The 17,651-nt window shown below is 75.0% G+C and carries 20 protein-coding genes; 7 read left to right on the top strand and 13 right to left on the bottom strand.

Annotated elements, in window-relative coordinates:
• The first annotated feature begins 57 nt into the window (after positions 1 to 57).
• The gene (locus KMZ30_RS14030) at positions 58 to 630 is read left to right on the top strand and encodes an ArsR/SmtB family transcription factor (RefSeq protein WP_215513031.1); all 573 of its coding nucleotides are present in this window, start codon (positions 58 to 60) and stop codon (positions 628 to 630) included.
• A 4-nt stretch (positions 631 to 634) separates the two neighbouring features.
• Here the strand turns inward: KMZ30_RS14030 and KMZ30_RS14025 are convergent, their stop codons facing one another.
• Positions 635 to 1,243 carry a LemA family protein gene (locus tag KMZ30_RS14025; RefSeq protein ID WP_215513032.1) on the bottom strand — a complete coding sequence of 203 codons (609 nt, stop codon included), beginning with the start codon at positions 1,241 to 1,243 and terminating at the stop codon, positions 635 to 637.
• A 121-nt stretch (positions 1,244 to 1,364) separates the two neighbouring features.
• Here KMZ30_RS14025 and KMZ30_RS14020 point away from each other — a divergent pair, with 121 nt between their 5' ends.
• On the top strand, positions 1,365 to 1,796 hold the full coding sequence (locus KMZ30_RS14020) for a universal stress protein (protein ID WP_215513033.1): 432 nt from the start codon (positions 1,365 to 1,367) through the stop codon (positions 1,794 to 1,796).
• The gene (locus KMZ30_RS14015; protein WP_215513034.1) at positions 1,796 to 3,247 is read left to right on the top strand and encodes an alanine/glycine:cation symporter family protein; all 1,452 of its coding nucleotides are present in this window, start codon (positions 1,796 to 1,798) and stop codon (positions 3,245 to 3,247) included. The genes KMZ30_RS14020 and KMZ30_RS14015 overlap by 1 nt, the downstream gene beginning before the upstream one ends.
• A 63-nt stretch (positions 3,248 to 3,310) precedes the next feature.
• Here KMZ30_RS14015 and pyrE read toward each other — a convergent pair whose 3' ends face one another.
• The 5 genes from pyrE to KMZ30_RS13990 form a co-directional block, all read right to left on the bottom strand.
• Positions 3,311 to 3,865, bottom strand: coding sequence for an orotate phosphoribosyltransferase (gene pyrE, locus KMZ30_RS14010; RefSeq protein ID WP_215513035.1), 555 nt, complete (start codon positions 3,863 to 3,865; stop codon positions 3,311 to 3,313).
• A 30-nt stretch (positions 3,866 to 3,895) separates the two neighbouring features.
• The gene (locus KMZ30_RS14005; RefSeq protein WP_215520048.1) at positions 3,896 to 4,354 is read right to left on the bottom strand and encodes a hypothetical protein; all 459 of its coding nucleotides are present in this window, start codon (positions 4,352 to 4,354) and stop codon (positions 3,896 to 3,898) included.
• Positions 4,355 to 4,486: 132 nt separating this feature from the next.
• Positions 4,487 to 4,924 (bottom strand): hypothetical protein, encoded by a 438-nt coding sequence (locus tag KMZ30_RS14000; RefSeq protein WP_215513037.1) that lies wholly within the window; start codon positions 4,922 to 4,924, stop codon positions 4,487 to 4,489.
• An 85-nt stretch (positions 4,925 to 5,009) separates the two neighbouring features.
• The gene (locus KMZ30_RS13995) at positions 5,010 to 5,786 is read right to left on the bottom strand and encodes an SDR family NAD(P)-dependent oxidoreductase (protein ID WP_215513038.1); all 777 of its coding nucleotides are present in this window, start codon (positions 5,784 to 5,786) and stop codon (positions 5,010 to 5,012) included.
• Positions 5,783 to 6,661 (bottom strand): alpha/beta fold hydrolase, encoded by an 879-nt coding sequence (locus KMZ30_RS13990; RefSeq protein ID WP_215513039.1) that lies wholly within the window; start codon positions 6,659 to 6,661, stop codon positions 5,783 to 5,785. The genes KMZ30_RS13995 and KMZ30_RS13990 overlap by 4 nt, the downstream gene beginning before the upstream one ends.
• Positions 6,662 to 6,726: 65 nt before the next feature.
• Between KMZ30_RS13990 and KMZ30_RS13985 the strand changes: the two genes are divergently transcribed.
• Together KMZ30_RS13985 and KMZ30_RS13980 are read left to right on the top strand one after the other, a co-directional pair.
• Positions 6,727 to 7,506, top strand: a complete 780-nt coding sequence (locus KMZ30_RS13985) for an exodeoxyribonuclease III (RefSeq protein WP_215513040.1) — start codon at positions 6,727 to 6,729, stop codon at positions 7,504 to 7,506.
• A gap of 58 nt (positions 7,507 to 7,564) precedes the next feature.
• Positions 7,565 to 7,981, top strand: a complete 417-nt coding sequence (locus KMZ30_RS13980; protein ID WP_215513041.1) for a hypothetical protein — start codon at positions 7,565 to 7,567, stop codon at positions 7,979 to 7,981.
• A gap of 118 nt (positions 7,982 to 8,099) precedes the next feature.
• On the opposite strand, the gene KMZ30_RS13975 is transcribed toward KMZ30_RS13980, so the two are convergent.
• The 6 genes from KMZ30_RS13975 to KMZ30_RS13950 all read right to left on the bottom strand — a co-directional run bounded on the left by KMZ30_RS13975 (position 8,100) and on the right by KMZ30_RS13950 (position 15,009).
• Positions 8,100 to 8,903, bottom strand: coding sequence for a DNA-formamidopyrimidine glycosylase family protein (locus KMZ30_RS13975; protein ID WP_215513042.1), 804 nt, complete (start codon positions 8,901 to 8,903; stop codon positions 8,100 to 8,102).
• Positions 8,904 to 9,039: 136 nt separating this feature from the next.
• Positions 9,040 to 9,549, bottom strand: coding sequence for a mycothiol transferase (locus KMZ30_RS13970; RefSeq protein WP_215513043.1), 510 nt, complete (start codon positions 9,547 to 9,549; stop codon positions 9,040 to 9,042).
• Between the two features lie 10 nt (positions 9,550 to 9,559).
• Entirely contained in the window at positions 9,560 to 11,233 is a 1,674-nt protein-coding gene (locus tag KMZ30_RS13965; protein WP_215513044.1) for an MFS transporter, read from the bottom strand.
• A complete protein-coding gene (locus KMZ30_RS13960; protein WP_215513045.1) occupies positions 11,214 to 11,906 on the bottom strand; it encodes an LppX_LprAFG lipoprotein in 693 nt (230 codons plus the stop codon). The genes KMZ30_RS13965 and KMZ30_RS13960 overlap by 20 nt, the downstream gene beginning before the upstream one ends.
• Positions 11,907 to 12,050: 144 nt before the next feature.
• Positions 12,051 to 14,621: an ATP-dependent Clp protease ATP-binding subunit gene (locus KMZ30_RS13955; RefSeq protein ID WP_215513046.1), complete on the bottom strand. Its 2,571-nt coding sequence runs from the start codon at positions 14,619 to 14,621 to the stop codon at positions 12,051 to 12,053.
• Positions 14,622 to 14,742: 121 nt separating this feature from the next.
• Positions 14,743 to 15,009: a ribonuclease E inhibitor RraB gene (locus KMZ30_RS13950; RefSeq protein ID WP_215513047.1), complete on the bottom strand. Its 267-nt coding sequence runs from the start codon at positions 15,007 to 15,009 to the stop codon at positions 14,743 to 14,745.
• 78 nt (positions 15,010 to 15,087) lie between these two features.
• On the opposite strand from KMZ30_RS13950, the gene KMZ30_RS13945 reads away from it, so the two are divergent.
• Positions 15,088 to 15,891: a TspO/MBR family protein gene (locus KMZ30_RS13945; protein WP_215513048.1), complete on the top strand. Its 804-nt coding sequence runs from the start codon at positions 15,088 to 15,090 to the stop codon at positions 15,889 to 15,891.
• On the opposite strand, the gene KMZ30_RS13940 is transcribed toward KMZ30_RS13945, so the two are convergent.
• Entirely contained in the window at positions 15,881 to 16,651 is a 771-nt protein-coding gene (locus KMZ30_RS13940; protein ID WP_215513049.1) for an SGNH/GDSL hydrolase family protein, read from the bottom strand. The genes KMZ30_RS13945 and KMZ30_RS13940 overlap by 11 nt on opposite strands.
• Before the next feature lie 135 nt (positions 16,652 to 16,786).
• Here KMZ30_RS13940 and KMZ30_RS13935 point away from each other — a divergent pair, with 135 nt between their 5' ends.
• On the top strand, positions 16,787 to 17,605 hold the full coding sequence (locus KMZ30_RS13935) for an SGNH/GDSL hydrolase family protein (protein ID WP_215513050.1): 819 nt from the start codon (positions 16,787 to 16,789) through the stop codon (positions 17,603 to 17,605).
• Positions 17,606 to 17,651 lie beyond the last annotated feature (46 nt).

Here is a 17,651-nt window from a genome sequence, read left to right as displayed (position 1 = left end):
GTTTCACAGTTGTGAAGGTAGTGCTTCACAACTGTGCCGGTCAACTAGCATCGGCCCATGAGCCGGCCCGAGCGCACCGAGCTGCGCATCACCGACCCCCGCGCGCTGCGGGCGCTCGCCCATCCCGCCCGGCAGCGCGTCATCACCGAGCTCTTCTCCGGCGAGGTGCTCACCGCGACCGAGGCGGGCCGGCTGTGCGGCCTCACGCCCTCGGCGATGAGCTACCACCTCCGCGCGCTGCAGAAGTGGGGCATCGTCGAACCGGGCGAGAGCGGCGACGGCCGCGAGCGCCCGTGGCGCGCGACGGCGGACGCCATCAGCATCACGCCCGAGGCCCACCGTGCCGCCGGCATCGAGACCAGCCGCACCTCGGTGCACACCTGGTTCGCCGAGCTGGACGCCGACCTCGACCGGCTGGCCACCGCCGTCGCCGACGGCGAGGAGCACGGCATGACCTCACGAGGACGGGTGTGGCTCACCGACGCCGAGGAGCGCGAGCTGCGCGAGGAGCTGCACGCGCTGGCCCGCCGCCACCGCGGTCGCACCCGCCGCGACCACCCCGAGGGCGCGCGTCCGTGGAACGTCTACGCGCTCGTCCTGCCCGCCGAGGAGCCCGACCCCGGGGCGTGACGCGTCAGGGCGTCGAGGAGCCGGCGGACGACGGCGGCGGGATCGGGGTGTCGCGCTGGCCGAAGTCCACCTTCGGCGCCTCGCGCTGCTCGCCCACGGCCTCGAAGTACTCGGCCCGCTCGATGTGGAAGAGGTTCGCGACGATGTTCGTCGGCACCGTCTCGACCTTGGTGTTGAGGTCGCGGACGGTCGCGTTGTGGTAACGGCGCGCCGACGCGATGCGGTCCTCGGTCGAGCTGAGCTCGGCCTGCAGGGCGAGGAAGTTCTGGTTCGCCTTGAGGTCGGGGTAGGCCTCGGCGACGGCGATGAGCCGGCCGAGCGCGCGCCCGAGGAGGTCCTCGCTCTCGGCCTGCTGCGCCGGCGACTGGCCGGGCGACATCGCCTGTGCCCGAGCCGACATGACGTCCTCGAGCGTGCCCCGCTCGTGCGCCGCGTACCCCTTGACGGTCTCGACGAGGTTGCCGATGAGGTCGTGCCGACGGGTCAGCTCGACGTCGATCTGGCGCCAGGCCTCCTGCACGAGGTTGCGCAGCTTGATGAGCCCGTTGTAGGCGGCGACCGCCCAGAGGACGAGGGCCAGCACGATGACGACGACGACGATGGTGGCGATCACGAGGGTTCCTCCGGGGACGGGGTCGGGCCGATCCTACGGGCCGCCGGGTGTGGCGCGGGTCACACCCGAGCCGCTAGCCTCGAGCGGGACCGTACCGATCGCCCTGAGACCGGGAGGCCCCATGGAAACCGTCGTCGTCGGTGTCGACAACAGCGACGCGTCCACCCGAGCGGTGGAGTTCGCCGTCGAGAGAGCCCGCCACAACGACTGGAAGGTCGTGCTCGTCCACGTCGTGCCGTGGAGCCCGTACTCCTTCCAGACCGCGAGCGAGAACGAGCACCGGCACCGCGAGAAGGAGCGCGAGCTCGCGGCCGCGACCGAGCAGGTGCTCGTCCCGATGGCCCGGATCGCCGAGGACGGCGGCGTCCCCCACAGCGAGGTCGTCCGCCACGGCAAGCCGTCCGACACCATCACCGACGTCGCCCGCGAGACCGGCGCCGTCCACGTCATCGTCGGTCGCACCGGCGACGGCGGCCTGCGCGAGGCCGTCTTCGGCTCGGTCGCGAGCCGGCTCGTCCAGCACGCCCATCTCCCCGTCACGGTGGTGCCCTGATGAATCCCGTCGACCTCTTCACCAGCTTCTCCGACCGGCTGACCAGCCTCGTCTTCTACTCCGTCGACGTCGGCGGCGCCACCCTGCCGCTCATCGTCGTGTGGCTCGTCGTCGCCGGCGCGTTCTTCACCGTCTGGCTCGGCTTCATGCAGGTCCGTGGCCCGAAGCTGTCCATCGACCTCGTCCGGGGTCGCTACTCCGACCCCGACGACGCGGGCGAGGTGACGCACTTCCAGGCCCTCGCCACCGCCGTCTCCGGCACCGTCGGGCTCGGCAACATCGCCGGTGTCGCCATCGCCATCTCCCTCGGCGGGCCGGGCGCGACGTTCTGGATGATCCTCGCCGGCCTGCTCGGCATGGCGACGAAGATGGCCGAGTGCATGATGGGCGTGCGGTACCGCCGCGAGCACGCGGACGGCTCCGTCTCCGGTGGTCCGATGTACTACCTGCGCGACGGCCTCGCCGCCCGCGGGATGGGCGGCCTCGGCAAGGTCCTCGCAGTCCTGTTCGCGCTGTTCATGATCGGCGGCGCCGTCGGCGGCGGGAACATGTTCCAGTCCAACCAGGCGACCGCGCAGATCATCGCCGTCACCGGCGGTGAGGACTCCTACATCGCCGACGTGCCGTGGGTCGTCGGCCTCGTCTTCGCGGGCCTCGCCGGCGCCGTCATCATCGGCGGCATCAAGAGCATCGCCCGGGTGACCGAGAAGATCGTCCCCTTCATGGCCGGCCTCTACATCGTGGCCTGCCTCGTCGTGCTCGTCTGGAACGTCGGCGCCGTCCCGGAGGCGTTCGGCTCGATCCTCACCGGGGCCTTCTCGCCCGAGGGCGTCGCCGGCGGCGCCGTCGGCGCGCTCATCGTCGGCTTCCAGCGGGCGGCGTTCTCCAACGAGGCCGGCCTCGGGTCGGCGTCGGTGGCGCACTCGGCGGTCAAGACCAAGGAGCCCGCCACCGAGGGCTTCGTCGCGATGCTCGAGCCGTTCATCGACACGGTCGTCATCTGCACGATGACCGCGCTGACGATCGTCATCACCGGGGCCTACACCAACCCGGACGCCTCCGAGCTCGGCGGCGTGGCGCTCACCTCGGACGCCTTCGCGACCGTCCTGCCGTGGTTCCCCAACGTGCTCGCGCTCGCCGTCGTGCTCTTCGCGTTCTCGACGATGATCAGCTGGTCGTACTACGGGATGAAGGCCACGGGCTACCTCTTCGGGGACAACGTCGTCGCCGAGAACACCTTCAAGGTCGTCTTCCTCGTCTTCACCGTCATCGGGTCGGCGGCCGCCCTCGGGCCGGTCATCAACTTCTCCGACTCGGCGATCTTCCTCATGTCGCTGCCGAACCTCGTCGGGCTCTACCTCATGGCCCCGGAGATCCGGGCGGTCATCCGGAGCTACTTCGACCGGGTGCGCAGCGGTGAGGTGAAGCAGGTCCCGCAGCCGACCCGCTGAGCCGCTGGTCCGACGGCCCCGGCGCCCGCCCCGCTCGCAGGGCGGCGCCGGGGCCGCGGCAGGTCAGGCGAGGCCGAGGTCCTCGAGCCCGTAGACGTGGCGGTACTCGAGCCCGGCGGCGGCGAACTTCTCCGCGGCACCGGTCGCGCGGTCGGCGATCGTCGCGACGGCGACGACCGTCCCACCGGCCTCCTGGACGGCCTGCGCGGCGTCGAGCGGCGAGGCACCGGTCGTCGAGGTGTCCTCGACCACGACGACGCGCCGGCCCTCGATCGACGGGCCCTCGATGCGCTGCTGGAGGCCGTGGGCCTTGCCGGCCTTGCGGACGACGAAGGCGTCGAGCCGGCCGCCGGCCGCGGCGCTCGCGTGGAGCATCGAGGTGGCGACGGGGTCGGCGCCGAGGGTCAGGCCGCCGACGGCGTCGACGTCGAGGTCGGCGACGAGGTCGAGCATCACCCGGCCGACGAGCGGGCTCGCCTCGCCGTCGAGGGTGACCCGGCGCAGGTCGACGTAGTAGTCGGCCTCCTTGCCGGAGGAGAGGGTGACCCGCCCGTGCACGATGGCGCGGTCGCGGATGATCTCGAGGAGGCGGGCCCGGTCGGCGGCGATGTCGGTCACGGGCACCACGGTAGGGGGTCGGCCCAGGGGTCAGCGCCGCCGGCGCGGCAGCGGGGTCGGCAGCCACGTCGAGCCGAGGTCGACCGGCGTCACGGCGCTGCCCCACTCGCCGGACCACCCCACGCCGCCGCGGACGAGCGGCTCGTCGGCGGGGCCGGCCGGGTCGGCGCCGTCCCAGATGTCCTCGCCGACCCGGAGCGTGCGCCCGGTCGGGCTCGTGACGACCGCCCGCGCCAGCAGACGGAGCAGGTCGGGGCGCATCCCGTCGAGGAGCACCCGGGGCCGGTGCCGCTCGCCGTGGACGAGGAGGCGGGCCAGCGTCGGGACGTCGTCCGGGCGGACGCGGGTCCCGGTGAGGCAGAGGCGCTGCACCTCGAGGAGCAGCGCCTGCCGGGCGGCGGCGCCGAGCCGGGTCAGCGCGTGCCGGTGCGCCGTCTCCTGCCAGTCGGCGGGGGCGGTGCGGAGGAGGTGGCGGTACTCGCGGAGCACCGCGGGCTCGACGGCCGGCCCCCCCCGGCGAGGCCCGGCCGCGCCGGGGGGGGGGGGAAGACCCCGGCGCCGCGGCCGCCCCCGGTACCGCACGGGCCGGTCGCGGAGGGGGTGGACCGGCCCGTGCGGAGCTCATCCGGCGCGCTCGAGCAGCCGCTCCGCCGCCGCGCCGAGGATGTCCTGCATCTCGGGGTCGTGGTCGTACTGCTCGGCCAGCGCGGCGGCCGCGAGCGCTGCGCCCACGAAGAGCTGCCCCTCGTCCCAGCCGTGGCGCGGCTTCGGCTTCGGCCACTTCTTCGGCCAGCCGGTGCCGCACCAGTCGTCGATCTCGTCGAGCAGCGCCCGGCCCCCGCCGTCGCGCCCGCCGACGATGATGATCGAGGACCACAGCAGCGACTCGAGCATGCGCGCCCCGATGGCCGCCTCGTACGGCGGGAGCGGCTGCGGGTTGCGCTCGACCTGGTCGAACCGGCCGGCGACGCGCCACACCGGGCCGTGCGGGACGATCGCGTCCCACGCCTGCGGGGGGATGCGCCCGACGTGCCCGAGCGCCTTCCAGCTGAGGGCCATGGTGGCCTCCTTCCGTTCCCGCGGGTGCGGGTCACCGGGGAGGAGGCACGAGGTGCCGACCCTGATACCGGTCGCCGGGGGGTGCTCAGCGACGCCCGCGCAGCCGCTCGACGAGCCGCGTGCCCGCGCCGCGCACCAGCGGGCGGGGCGCCATCCGCACGGCGAGCGACAGCGCCTTCCACTGCGGGCCGGGCACCGAGACGACCCGACCGGCCGCGGCGTCGGCGAGCCCCTGGCGGGCGACCTCGTCCGCGTCGAGCCACAGCCCGCGCGGCACGCCGGGCAGCGACATCCGGGCCCGCTCGTGGAACTCGCTGCGGGTCAGGCCGGGGCAGACCGCGGTGACGGTGACCCCCGTCCCGGCGAGCTGCCCGGCGAGCGCCTCGGACAGGACCGTGACGTACGACTTCGCCGCCGAGTAGGGGCCGCTCGTCGTGAAGGACGCGACCGAGCTGACGTTGACGATGCGGCCGCTCCCCCGGGCCCGCATCGCGCGGCCGGCGGCGTGGCAGGTCAGCAGGACGGCCCGGACCATCACGTCGAGCGCGGCCTCCTCGCGGCTGATCTCGTTGTCCAGGAACGGGTGCTGCTGCCCGAGACCGGCGTTGTTGACGAGCACCTCGACCGGGCGGTCCTCGTCGGCGAGGCGGCGGCAGACCTCCTCCGTCTGCGCGCGGTCGGCGAGATCGGCGACGAGCACCTCGGTCGCGACGCCGTACCGCGCGCGCAGGTCGGCGGCAAGGCGCTCGAGGCGGGCGCGGTCGCGGGCGACGAGGACGACGTCGAGGCCGTCGTGGGCGAGCCGCTCGGCGAAGGCGCGGCCGATGCCGGCCGAGGCACCGGTGACGAGGGCGGTGGTCATGCCGCCGTCCCCTCGCCGGGCTCGCCGGGCTCGCCGAGGAAGGCGACGAGCGCGTCGAGCACCTCGGCCGGTGACTCCTCCGCGCAGAAGTGGCCGCCCGGGACGGCGTGCCCCTGCACGTCGTCGGCGTACCCCCGCCAGACGTCGAGGACGTCGTAGGTGCGGGCGACGAAACCCGCCGCGCCCCAGAGGACGAGCACCGGGCAGGCGAGGCGCTGCCCGCGGCTCGCGCGGTCGTCGTCGAGGTCCGGGCCGAGCGCGGCGCGGTAGTCCTCGCAGCTCGCGTGGACCGCCTCCGGCGTGGCGAAGCAGCGGACGTAGTCGCGCACGGCGTCCTCGTCGAAGACGAACCCCGGCGCCGACCAGCGGCGCAGCTTCTCGCGGAGGTAGAGCTCCGGGTCGGCGCCGACGAGCCGCTCGGGCAGGCCGTCCGGCTGGGCGAGGAGGAACCAGTGGTAGTAGCCGGTCGCGAAGGCAGCGTCCGCGTGCTCGATCATGTGCAGCGTCGGGGCGATGTCGAGGACGGCGAGCCGCTCGACGCGCTCCGGGTGGTCGAGCGCGAGGCGGTGCCCGACGCGGGCGCCGCGGTCGTGGCCGACGACGGCGAACCGGTCGTGGCCGAGCTCGTCCATGACCCGCACGACGTCGGCGGCCATCGTCCGCTTGGCGTACCGGCGGTGCCCGGGGTCGCCGGCCGGCTTGTCGCTGTCGCCGTAGCCGCGCAGGTCGGGCGCGATGACCTCGTGGCCGGCGGCGACGAGCCCCGGCACGACGCGGTCCCACATCCGGTGGGTCTGCGGGTAGCCGTGGAGGAGGACGACGGGCGGCCCCTCCCCGCGGCGGGTGACGTGCAGCGTGGGCTCGGCGGCGTCCATCGCCCCAGCCTGCACCGCCGGGACGGCCCACGAGCGCCGTCGGTGCGCCTCGTTAGGGTGGCCGTGTGCGCATCGCCACCTGGAACGTCAACTCCATCCGCTCCCGCATCGACCGTGTCGAGGCCTGGCTGCAGCGGGCCGACGTCGACGTCCTCGCGATGCAGGAGACCAAGGCCAAGGACGAGCAGTTCCCCTACGAGCGGCTTCGCGCGCTCGGCTACGAGGTCGCGCACCACGGCCTCAACCAGTGGAACGGGGTTGCCGTGCTCTCGCGGGTCGGGCTCGACGACGTGCAGGTCGGCTTCGACGGCGACCCCGGGTGGGGCGAGCCGCTCGCGCCGGAGGCCCGGGCCATCGGCGCCACGTGCGGTGGCGTGCGCGTCTGGTCGGTGTACGTCCCCAACGGCCGCGCCCTCGACGACCCGCACATGGACTACAAGCTGACCTGGCTGCGCGGGCTGCGCGACCGTGCGGTCGAGTGGGCCGCCGACGGCACGCCGGTCGCCCTGTGCGGCGACTGGAACATCGCGCCCCAGGACGAGGACGTCTGGTCGATGGAGTACTACCTCGACAAGTCGCACGTCAGCCCGCCGGAGCGCGCGGCGTTCGCGGCCTTCCTCGACGCCGGCTTCGTCGACGTCGTCCGGCCGCACACCCCGGGGGCGTACACGTACTGGGACTACCAGCGGCTCGCCTTCCCCAAGAAGCGCGGGATGCGCATCGACTTCGTCCTCGGCTCGCCGTCGTTCGCCGCCCGGGTCGCGGGGGCCGCCATCGACCGCGAGGAACGCAAGGGCACCGGCGCGAGCGACCACGCCCCGGTCGTCGTCCAGCTCGACGCCTGAGCGCCCGCCCCGCGGGAGGGGCGTGACGGGCGTCGGTGCCCGGGGTTACGGTGCGGTGATGACCCGCCCGCCCCACGAGAACGTCGCGACGGTCCTCGTCGACCCGGCGGTCCTCGGCGCGCTCGAGGTCGCCCTCATGCACCTCGACCTGCGGGTGTGGCCGATGGCGACCGCGCCCGTGCCTGGTGACGGGCCGCGGCGGGCGTTCCAGTACCGGCGGCGGGTCCTCACGGCGCGCCGCGGCGCCTGGGACGACGCCGAGGGCTGGGTGCCGGTGTGGGTGTCGTTCGGCGCGTCGTGGCGCTCCGGCGCCGACCCGCTGCCGTGGGCCGCGCACGCCGCGCTCTGGGACGAGCTCGCGCGCTGGGGCGACCGGGTCCGCTACCGCAAGTGGCTGACCGGCGTGCCGCCGCTGCCCGTGCCCGTCGGGGTCGACGGCGCCGGCGCGAGCCCGGGTACCCGCCGCCGCGCCTGACCGGTCCGCGGCCTCGCCGCGCGCGCCGCATCCCGCATCCCGCCGAGTCGCGGGCTACACCGCAGTAAGTGTCGCCGGAGCAGCAGTTACTGCGGCGTAGCCCGGACCGACGAGGGGGTCAGTGCTGCTCGCGGGGGCAGAACCACGTCGTGCGCCCGCCCACCGTCGCCCGGGCCATCTCGCTGCCGCAGCGCGGGCAGTGCCCGGACGCCCCGCGGTGCGCGACGACCTCGAGGGTGTGGACGCCGCCCTGCCGCGCGGCGGTCCGGACCGCCGCGCGCAGGCTGCGCCGCAGGGCGTCGAGGTCGTCGGTCCCGAGGGTGTCGACGGTGCGGCGCGGGTCGACCCCGGCCTGCCAGAGCACCTCGTCGGCGAGGAGGTTGCCGACGCCCGCGACCACCGACTGGTCGAGCAGCCGGGCCTTGACGGGCGCCCGCCCCCGGCCGACGCGCTCGCGGAACTCCTCGCGCCCGATCTCGGCGGCGTCCGGGCCGAGGGCGTCGACGTCGGGGTCGAGCCGGACCCGGCCGAGGCGCCGCGGGTCGAGCAGCCGCAGCCGTCCACCGCCCTCGAAGGTCAGCGAGAAGCGGTACCACTCCTCCTTCGGGGTGCGGGCCGAGCGCCGCGGCGGCACGTAGTCGCCGCCGACGTCGTCGCCGTCCGGCCCGGTGATCACGATGCGCCCGCTCATCCCGAGGTGGATGCCGAGCGTCGGGGCGTCCCCGCCGAGCTCGCACCACATCGACTTGCCCCGCCGGTGGGCGGCGGTCAGCCGGTGCCCGACCAGGACGTCCCGGATCTCGCCGGGGCGGTGCGGCCGGCACTCCCACGTGTCCGAGTCGTCGACGTCGACGATGGTGCGGTGCAGCCCTCCCCGCTCGATGACGGCACGGGCGGACTCGACCTCGGGCAGCTCGGGCATCTGCCGATCCTCGCTGCTCGGGCGCGCCCGACCGGCTCCCAGCACCCGATCTCCCGCGATCGTGTGTGAAGAACGTCGTCAGGCCGACGTTCTTCACACACGTTCGCGCAGAGGAGGGCCGGCCGGCGGCGGAGGGTCAGGCCCGGTCGAGCATCCCCGCGGCGTACGAGGCCTGGCCGACGTGCTGCGTCGCGTCGTTGAGCGCGCTGACGAGCCGGACGGCCAGCGTGACGGGCGGATCCCAGTCCTCGTCGACGACGCGGTTGAGCGACTCGGGGGTCACCTCGGCGAGCGCGCCGGCGACCATCGCGTGCGTCGCGTCGAAGTAGCCGCGCAGGTCGTCGGCGGAGGCGCGCACGGCGAGGACGTCGTCGTAGGACATCCCGTAGCCGTGGGCGCTGGCGGGGAAGGGCAGCCCGAAGCGCTCGAACCATCCGCCGGAGGTCCACACGACGTCGCGGTCGAAGGCGTCGGCCACGTGGGTGTCGAGGACGCGGGTCAGGTGCCACACGAGCCACGCGACGGTGTTCGCGCCGTCGGCGGGCGGCTGGGCGAGCCGGTCCTCGGGGACGTCGTCGAGCAGGCCGTGGACGGTGTCGCGCACGCGGTCGAGGGCGTCGGTGAGCAGGTCGTTGACGGAGGCCATGCCCCCGACGCTACGCCCGGTGCAGGGTCCCGGAGGCCGAGCGGTCCGCGCCGTCCGGGCTGCTCGGGCGGCGGCCCAGCGTCAGCGCGACAGCGGCCCCCGCGAGCGCGGCGAGGGCGGCCCCCCGGAACACCGAGGTGACCTGGACGACGGCCGCGGCACGCAGCGCGTCGGCGTCGGTCGGGTCCGGGAGGGCGGCCACCGCGCCGTAGTAGCGGTGCAGCCCGATCGCCGTGAGCAGCGCGAGCCCGACGACCATCCCGACCATCCGGGCGACGACGACGAGCGAGGAGGCGGCCCCGTGCGTGTCCTCGGACGACTCGGCGAGCGCGGCGTCGTTGACGGGGGCCAGCGCCAGGCCGATGCCGAGACCGGTCACCGCGAGCACCGGGGTGGCGGACCATCCCGAGAGCGAGGTCGCGCCCCACGTCGACATCACACCGAGCCCGACGGCGGTCAGCCCCAGGCCGGCCCCGGCGACGGGTCCCGCGCCGGCGCGGCGCAGCGCCCACCCGCCCGCGAGCGCACCGACGGGGACGGCGAGGAGGAAGCGCACGAGGACGAAGGCCGCCTCGGTCTCGTCGCCGCTCAGGACGACCCGCGCCATGAGCGGCACGTCGACGACCACGGCGACGAGGGCGACCCCGACGAGGAGCGAGACGACGAGCGCGCGGACCAGCCGCCCGCGCACCAGCCCGCGCGGGACGAGCGGCGAGACCGCCCGGCGGTGGTGGACGAGGTAGGCGAGCGCGAGGACGGCGGCGACGGGCAGCAGCGCGTAGCCGAGCGGCCCGACGACCTCGCGCTCGGGCTGCGCGGCGGCGAAGGTGAGGACGACGCAGCCGAGCGCGCCGCCGACGAGGGCGGCGCCGAGCAGGTCGACGCGCCGCACCGCGGACCGGCGCCCCCGCAGCCAGGCCCCCAGCGCGGCGACGAGGAGCACGAGCGCGACGACGCCGATCGGGGTCGCGAGGCGCGAGGTCGCGTCACCGAAGGGGACGAACGGGACGCCCAGCGACACGCTCGTCACGAGCACGTCCGGCGCGGCGAGGACCAGCCAGCCGACGACACCCGCGAGCACCCCGAGGACGGTGGGGAGCGCGCGTGGACGTTGCGGCACACCGCCCCCCGTCACGACGACCGCGCCGGCGAGGACCACCCCCGCCCCGGCGCCGAACCAGAAGATGGCGCGCCAGTCGGCGACCGCGAGCACCGCGGCCCCGAGCACCGGCCCGAGGACGGAGCCGAGCTCCTGCACGGCCCCGACGACCCCGAGCGGGACGCCGCGACGGCCGGGCGGCCAGAGGTCGGCGACGAGCGCGAGGGTCGCGGGGACGAGGCCGCCGCCCCCGGCGCCCTGGACGACCCGCCCGGTGACGAGCACCGGGAGCTCGGTGGCCAGCGCCGTGACGACCGACCCGACGACGAAGACGCCGAGGCAGGCGAGGAGGACGCGCCGGCGGTCGACGACGTCGGCGACCCGGCCGACGAGCGGCAGCACCGCGACGTAGCCGAGGAGGAACCCGGAGACGATGGGCGTCGCGCGCTGCAGCGAGTCGATGCCGACGCCGACCCCGCGCATCATGTCGGTGAGCGCGAGGACGACGACGTAGGTGTCGGCGGCGGCGAGCGCGACGGCGACGGACGCGGCGCCGAGCAGCGCCCTAGGGGCGGTCGATGACAACGGGGGCGCCGTACTCGGTGAGCGTCAGCGTGTACGTCGAGTCCGACCCGCCGAAGAAGGGGCCGACGAGGGTCGCGGTGCGCAGCTGGTCGGCGTCGGTCAGGCCGTAGGTGACCTCGTACGTGCCGTCGCCCTCGCCGAGGTGGAAGAGGTCCTCGACCCGTTGCGCCGGAAGGGTCCCCGTGACCTGGGTGAGGACGTCGCGGCCGGCCCGCACCTGGCCGCCGGCGGACGGCGACGTCGTCTCGGGCAGCAGGCCGGCAATGCCCTTCGACGGGTCGAAGAAGGTCGCCGGGTTGGGGGCGTTCAGCGTCGAGAGGTCGAACGGCTCGAAGTCGGGGGTGAAGAGCTTGAGCCAGGTCTCGTCACCGATCGCGATGACCTCGACGGTGGCGCCGACGCCCTTGACGGTGCCCGTGATCGTGCCCTTGAACTTCGGCTCGGTGGGGCTGACGACGCCGCGCCCGGTCGCGGCCGTCACGCCGTTCTGGCGCGCGGGGACATCCGTACTTGCGAGGTCGAGCGTGACGGTGCCGGCCTGCTCGAGCGCGGCCCGGGCGGCCTCGAGGCGCTGGGTCGGGCTCTTCGCGGGCGCCTCCTCGGCGCCGGAGCACCCGGCGGGGAGCGCGACGGCCGCGGCCAGGAGGAGGGCGGGAAGCAGGCGGCGGCGCATGGCGGTCAGGGTAACCGGCGCGCGGGGGGCGCCACGTCAGGTCCGGGCGGTCCGCGACACGGGGGTTCGTCCACGAGACCCCGGCTCGGAGCCGGGGTCTCGTGGACATTTCGGGGTCACCCCGAAAAGGCGAGGCGGGTGGGGTCAGGCGAGGGTGAGGGCGTCGCCGGCCGCGTCGAGGTCGACCCGCACGGTGTCGCCGTCACGGACGCGGCCGGCGAGGAGGGCGGTGGCCAGGCGGTCGCCGACCTCCTTCTGGACGAGCCGGCGCAGCGGCCGGGCCCCGAAGGCCGGGTCGTACCCCGTCGCGGCGAGCCACTCCTTGGCGTCCGCCGACACCTCGAGGGTGATCCGGCGGTCGTGCAGCCGGGTCGAGAGCGCCCGCACCTGGAGGTCGACGATGTGCGCGAGCTCGTCGCGGGAGAGCGGGTCGAAGACGACGACCTCGTCGAGCCGGTTGAGGAACTCGGGCTTGAACGCGCCGCGCACCGCCGCCATCACGGCGTTGCGCCGCGCCTCGGGGTCGAGCGTGGGGTCGATGAGGTACTGCGACCCGAGGTTGCTCGTCATGACGAGGATGACGTTGCGGAAGTCGACCGTCCGGCCCTGCCCGTCGGTGAGCCGGCCGTCGTCGAGCACCTGCAGGAGGATGTCGAACGTCTCCGGGTGGGCCTTCTCGACCTCGTCGAGCAGCACGACGGAGTACGGGCGCCGGCGCACGGCCTCGGTCAGCTGGCCGCCCTCCTCGTACCCGACGTAGCCGGGGGGCGCGCCGACGAGGCGGGCGACGGAGTGGCGCTCCGAGTACTCGGACATGTCGAGCCGGACCATCGCCCGCTCGTCGTCGAAGAGGAAGTCCGCGAGCGACTTCGCGAGCTCGGTCTTGCCGACGCCGGTCGGGCCGAGGAAGAGGAACGAGCCGGTCGGCCGGTCGGGGTCGGCGATGCCGGCCCGGCTGCGGCGCACCGCGTCCGACACGGCGCGCACGGCAGAGGACTGGCCGATGAGCCGCGCGCCGATGATCGACTCCATCGAGAGCAGCTTCTCGGTCTCGCCCTGGAGCAGCCGCCCGGCGGGGATGCCGGTCCACGCCGCGATGACCTCGGCGATGTCGTCGGCGCCGACGCGCTCCTTGACCATGAGGTCCGCGCCCTCGAGCGCGGTCTCGGCGGCCTGCGCGGCGTCGAGCTCCTTCTCGAGCGCGGGGATCTCGCCGTAGAGGACGCGCGAGGCGCCCTCGTAGTCGCCGTCGCGCTGGAGGCGCTCGGCGCGGGTGCGCAGGTCGTCCAGGCGCGCCTTGAGGTCGCCGACCCGGTTGAGGCCCTCCTTCTCGGCGGCCCAGCGGGCGTTGAGCGCGTCGAGCTGCTCGGTGGCGTCGGCGAGGTCGGCCCGCAGCCGGCCGAGCCGCTCCTGCGAGGCCTCGTCGGTCTCGCGCCCGAGGTGCAGCTCCTCCATCTTCAGCCGGTCGACCTGGCGGCGCAGGACGTCGATCTCGACGGGGCTGGAGTCGATCTCCATCCGCAGCCGCGACGCGGCCTCGTCGACGAGGTCGATCGCCTTGTCCGGCAGCTTGCGACCGGTGATGTACCGGTCCGAGAGCGACGCGGCGGCGACGAGCGCGCTGTCCTCGATCTCGACCTTGTGGTGCGCCTCGTAGCGCTCCTTGAGACCGCGGAGGATGGCGACGGTGTCCTCGACGGACGGCTCGCCGACGAACACCTGCTGGAAGCGGCGCTCGAGGGCGGGGTCCTTCTCGATGTGCTCGCGGAACTCGTCGAGGGTGGTCGCGCCGACGAGGCGCAGCTCGCCGCGCGCGAGCATCGGCTTGAGCATGTTGCCGGCGTCCATCGCCGACTCCCCGCTCGCCCCGGCGCCGACGACGGTGTGCAGCTCGTCGATGAACGTGACGACCTGGCCGTCGCTGCCCTTGATCTCCTCGAGGACGGCCTTGAGGCGCTCCTCGAACTCGCCGCGGTACTTCGCGCCGGCGACCATGGCCGCGAGGTCGAGGCTGACGAGCCGCTTGTCGCGCAGCGACTCCGGGACGTCGCCGTCGACGATGCGCTGGGCGAGGCCCTCGACGACGGCGGTCTTGCCGACACCGGGCTCGCCGATGAGGACGGGGTTGTTCTTCGTGCGCCGCGAGAGGACCTGGACGACGCGGCGGATCTCCTCGTCGCGGCCGATGACGGGGTCGAGCTTGCCGTCGCGCGCGGCCTGGGTGAGGTCGGTGCCGTACTGCGCGAGCGCCTCCCCCGTCTCGCTCTGGGTCTCGGAGGTGACGGTGCGCCCGCCGCGCAGCTCGTCGATGGTGCGCTCGATGTCGGCGGCGCCGCGCTTCTCGACCGCCGCGAGGTGGCCGGTCTCGGCGAGCGCGAGGAGGACGAGGTCGAGCGCGAGGAAGGAGTCGCCCTTGGCCCGCATGAGGGTGTCGGCCTGCTGGAGCACGGCGACGGCCTCGCGGCCGAAGGTCGGCGGCTGCGCGGTGGCGCCGCTCGTCGTCGGGAGGGCGCGCAGCCGGGCGTCGGCCTGGCCGAGGACGTGCTGGGCGCCGGTGCCGGCGGCGGTGAGCAGCGCGTCGGCGAGGGGGGTGTCGAGGCGCACGGCGGCGCTCGTCAGGTGGTCGGGCGTGATCTCGGCGTGGCCGGCGGTCTGCGCGGCGCGCTGGGCGAGCGCGAGGGCCTCCGCGACCTTCGTCGTCGGCTTGAGCTCCATCCGGGTCGTGTCTCCTGGTCGTGCGGTGGGGTGGTGGCGTCATCCGGAGCAACGCTCACCAAAGTTGAGTGTATTCCGCTCAAGGTGATCCCGCCAGCCGTGCGCGCCCTCCTCCGCCCCCTCACCCCGCCGGGTCGGGGTCGTACCAGCCGCCGCGCTCCTGCGCGAGGGCGGCGAACCGGTCGCGCAGGCCCTGCGCGACCGGACGGCTCTCGTCGACGACCATCTCCTCCTGGACGAGCACGCCCCACTCGTGGTCCTCGGCGTCGTCCTCGCCGGCCAGCGCCTCGCGGACGACGCGGACGTCGTCGAACCCGTCCTCGCGCAGCCCGTCCGCCACGTCCTCGGCGGTCTCGCGGTCCGGGAAGACGATGAGGTGCTCGGTCATCCGCCGAGTATGGACGCTCGGGCGCCCCCTGCGCCGCTGTCACCGCCGGGCGCTCGAGCGCCCCGCTAGCGTCGGTGCATGAGCGCCGCGACCGTCACCTCGACCGCCCCCACCTCGGCCGACCGCCTCCGGCAGGTGGGCGTCACCCTCGCAGAGGTGTTCTGCGTCGTCGGCACGCTCGTCGGGGTCGGTGTCATCGGCACCCGCGTCGAGGAGTCCTCGGGCGGGGCGCTCGCGGCCGACGCCACGCTCGTCGCCCCGGCCGGGCCGGCGTTCTCGATCTGGACGCCGATCTACCTCGGCCTCCTCGGCTACACGGTCTGGCAGTGGCTGCCGCAGCAGGCGAGCGACCGCCGCCACCGCGCCATCGGCTGGCTCGCCGCCGTCTCGATGGTCCTCAACGCGGCGTGGCTGCTCGTGACCCAGCAGGGATGGCTCTGGGCCAGCGTCGTCGTCATCGTCGCGCTCGCGCTCACGCTCGGCCTGCTCGTGCGCCGGCTCCAGGAGAACGCGTCCTACGGCCACGTCGAGACGGTGCTCGTCGACGGCACCTTCGGCCTCTACCTCGGCTGGGTCACCGTCGCCACGGTCGCCAACGTCACGACGACCCTCATCGAGAGCGGCATCGAGCCCGGCCCTCTCGTCGCGGAGGTCCTCGCCGTCGTCGTCCTCGCCGTGGCCGCCGGCCTCGGGGTCCTCTTCGCCCGTCGCCTCGGTGGCCGGTGGGCCGTCGCGGTCGCGATGGCGTGGGGGCTGGGCTGGATCGCCTGGGGCCGCCTGACCGACGAGCCGCGCTCGGCCGTCGTCGGGCTCGCCGCGGTCGTCGCCGCGCTCGTCGTCCTCTCCGCGGCGGCGCGCGTCCGCCGCCCGGTCACCGGCTGAGCGGGACCCCGACGAGCCGGTCGACGACCCGGACCGGCTCCTGCCACTTGGGACGGGCCCGCTCCCGGCTGCTCGCCATCGTGGCCCACCGCCAGGCGTGCGGCACGACGCTGCCGAGCCACCACCCGGCCTCCCCGGCCCATCCCGGTGGAGTCCGCCGCGGGTCGTCCGCTCCCCCGCCCGGGCCGAGGCGGACGCCCAGCCGTGCGGCCACCCGCTCGGCGACCGCGCGGTGCCCCGCCGGCCCCGGGTGCACGCGGTCACCACAGAAGAGGGAGGGATCACGGCCGAGGTCGGCGACGTCGACGAGGTCCGCGCCGAGCCGGTCCGCCACCACGCGCAGCCGGTCGTTGTAGGCGGTGGCGCGAGCCCCGGCGGCCCGCAGGACCGGGGACGGGTCCAGCTCGAAGACCGTGAGCAGCAGGAGCCGCGCACCGGTCGGGGCGAGCGCCACGAGGGCCTGCTCCACCGTCGTGGCGACGGCGTCCACCGAGACGCGCGGCGCGAGGAGGTCGTTGCCGCCGGCCCAGAACGTGACGACGGTCGGCCGGTGGGCCAGCGCGAGCGGCACCTGCTCGGCGAGGACCTGCGCCGCGCGCCGCCCCCGCAGCGCGAGGTTGACGTACTCGGTCCCGGGGTCGCGCTCGGCGAGGGCGTCGGCGACCAGCTCGGCCCACCCCCGCCAGCCGTTCGGGTAGCCCGCGTGCGGGTCACCGACCCCCTCGGTCAGGGAGTCACCGAGCACCACGAGACGGGCCACGTCCCGCAGGCTAGGGAGCCCACGGGCGCCGCCCGGCGACACCCGGTGGGCAGGTCGACGACGTCCCGGTGAACAGTGGGCGCACGTCGGCCGGAGCGCTTGCCGCGACCGACCGGACCCGGGTCGGATGGACCCGTGGACCCCGGCCGCTTCGTCGCCCTCGGCGACTCCTTCACCGAGGGCGTGGGCGACCCGCACCTGCACCACCCCAACGGCCTGCGCGGCTGGGCCGACCGGATGGCCCGCCAGCTGGGTCGCCTCGACCCGCGCTGGGAGTACGCCAACCTCGCGCTGCGCAGCAAACGGATCGACCAGGTCGTCGCCGAGCAGCTCCCGGCCGCCCTCGCGCTCCGCCCGACGGTCGCGACCTTCTTCGCCGGGGGCAACGACCTGCTCGCGGTGCGCAGCGACGTCGACCCCGTGCTCGGCCGGTTCGACGAGGTCGTCGGCGCGCTGGCCGGCAGCGGCGCGACCGTCGTCGTCTTCACCGCCTTCGACCCGCGCACCGGACCGCTGCTCGAACCGCTGCTGCGACGGGTCCGCCTCTTCAACCACGGCGTGCGCGACATCTCGGACGAGCACGACGTGCTCCTCGTCGACCACGCCCGCCTGCGCGAGTACGACGACCCCCGCCTCTGGGCCGTCGACCGGCTGCACATGAACCGCTGGGGCCACAAGCGGATGGCCGCCTCCGTGCTGCGGACGCTCGGGCTGGACCACACGCTGCGCCTGCGCACCCTCGAGCACCCGCCACCGCGCACCCCGCTGCGCCGGGCCGTGCGGGAGGAGGCCGCCTTCGTCCGCGGCGAGGTGCTCCCGCTGCTCCGGCGCCGGGTGACCGGCCGCTCCGAGGGGGACCTCGCGGCGCCCAAGTGGCCGGAGCCGGTCCGGCCAGCCGAGGGACTCAAGCGGCTCGCGCGCACCCGGGGCCACGCCGAGGCCCCCGTCGGCTGAGGTTCGACGGGCCACCTCACCGCGGGACTCCCCCGCGCCCTCCCCG

The sequence above is a fragment of the Phycicoccus mangrovi genome (assembly GCF_018729305.1).
GTDB lineage: Bacteria > Actinomycetota > Actinomycetes > Actinomycetales > Dermatophilaceae > Phycicoccus > Phycicoccus jejuensis.
Note: the sequence above shows the minus strand (reverse complement) of the source record. Positions and strands in the feature narration are given on the sequence as shown.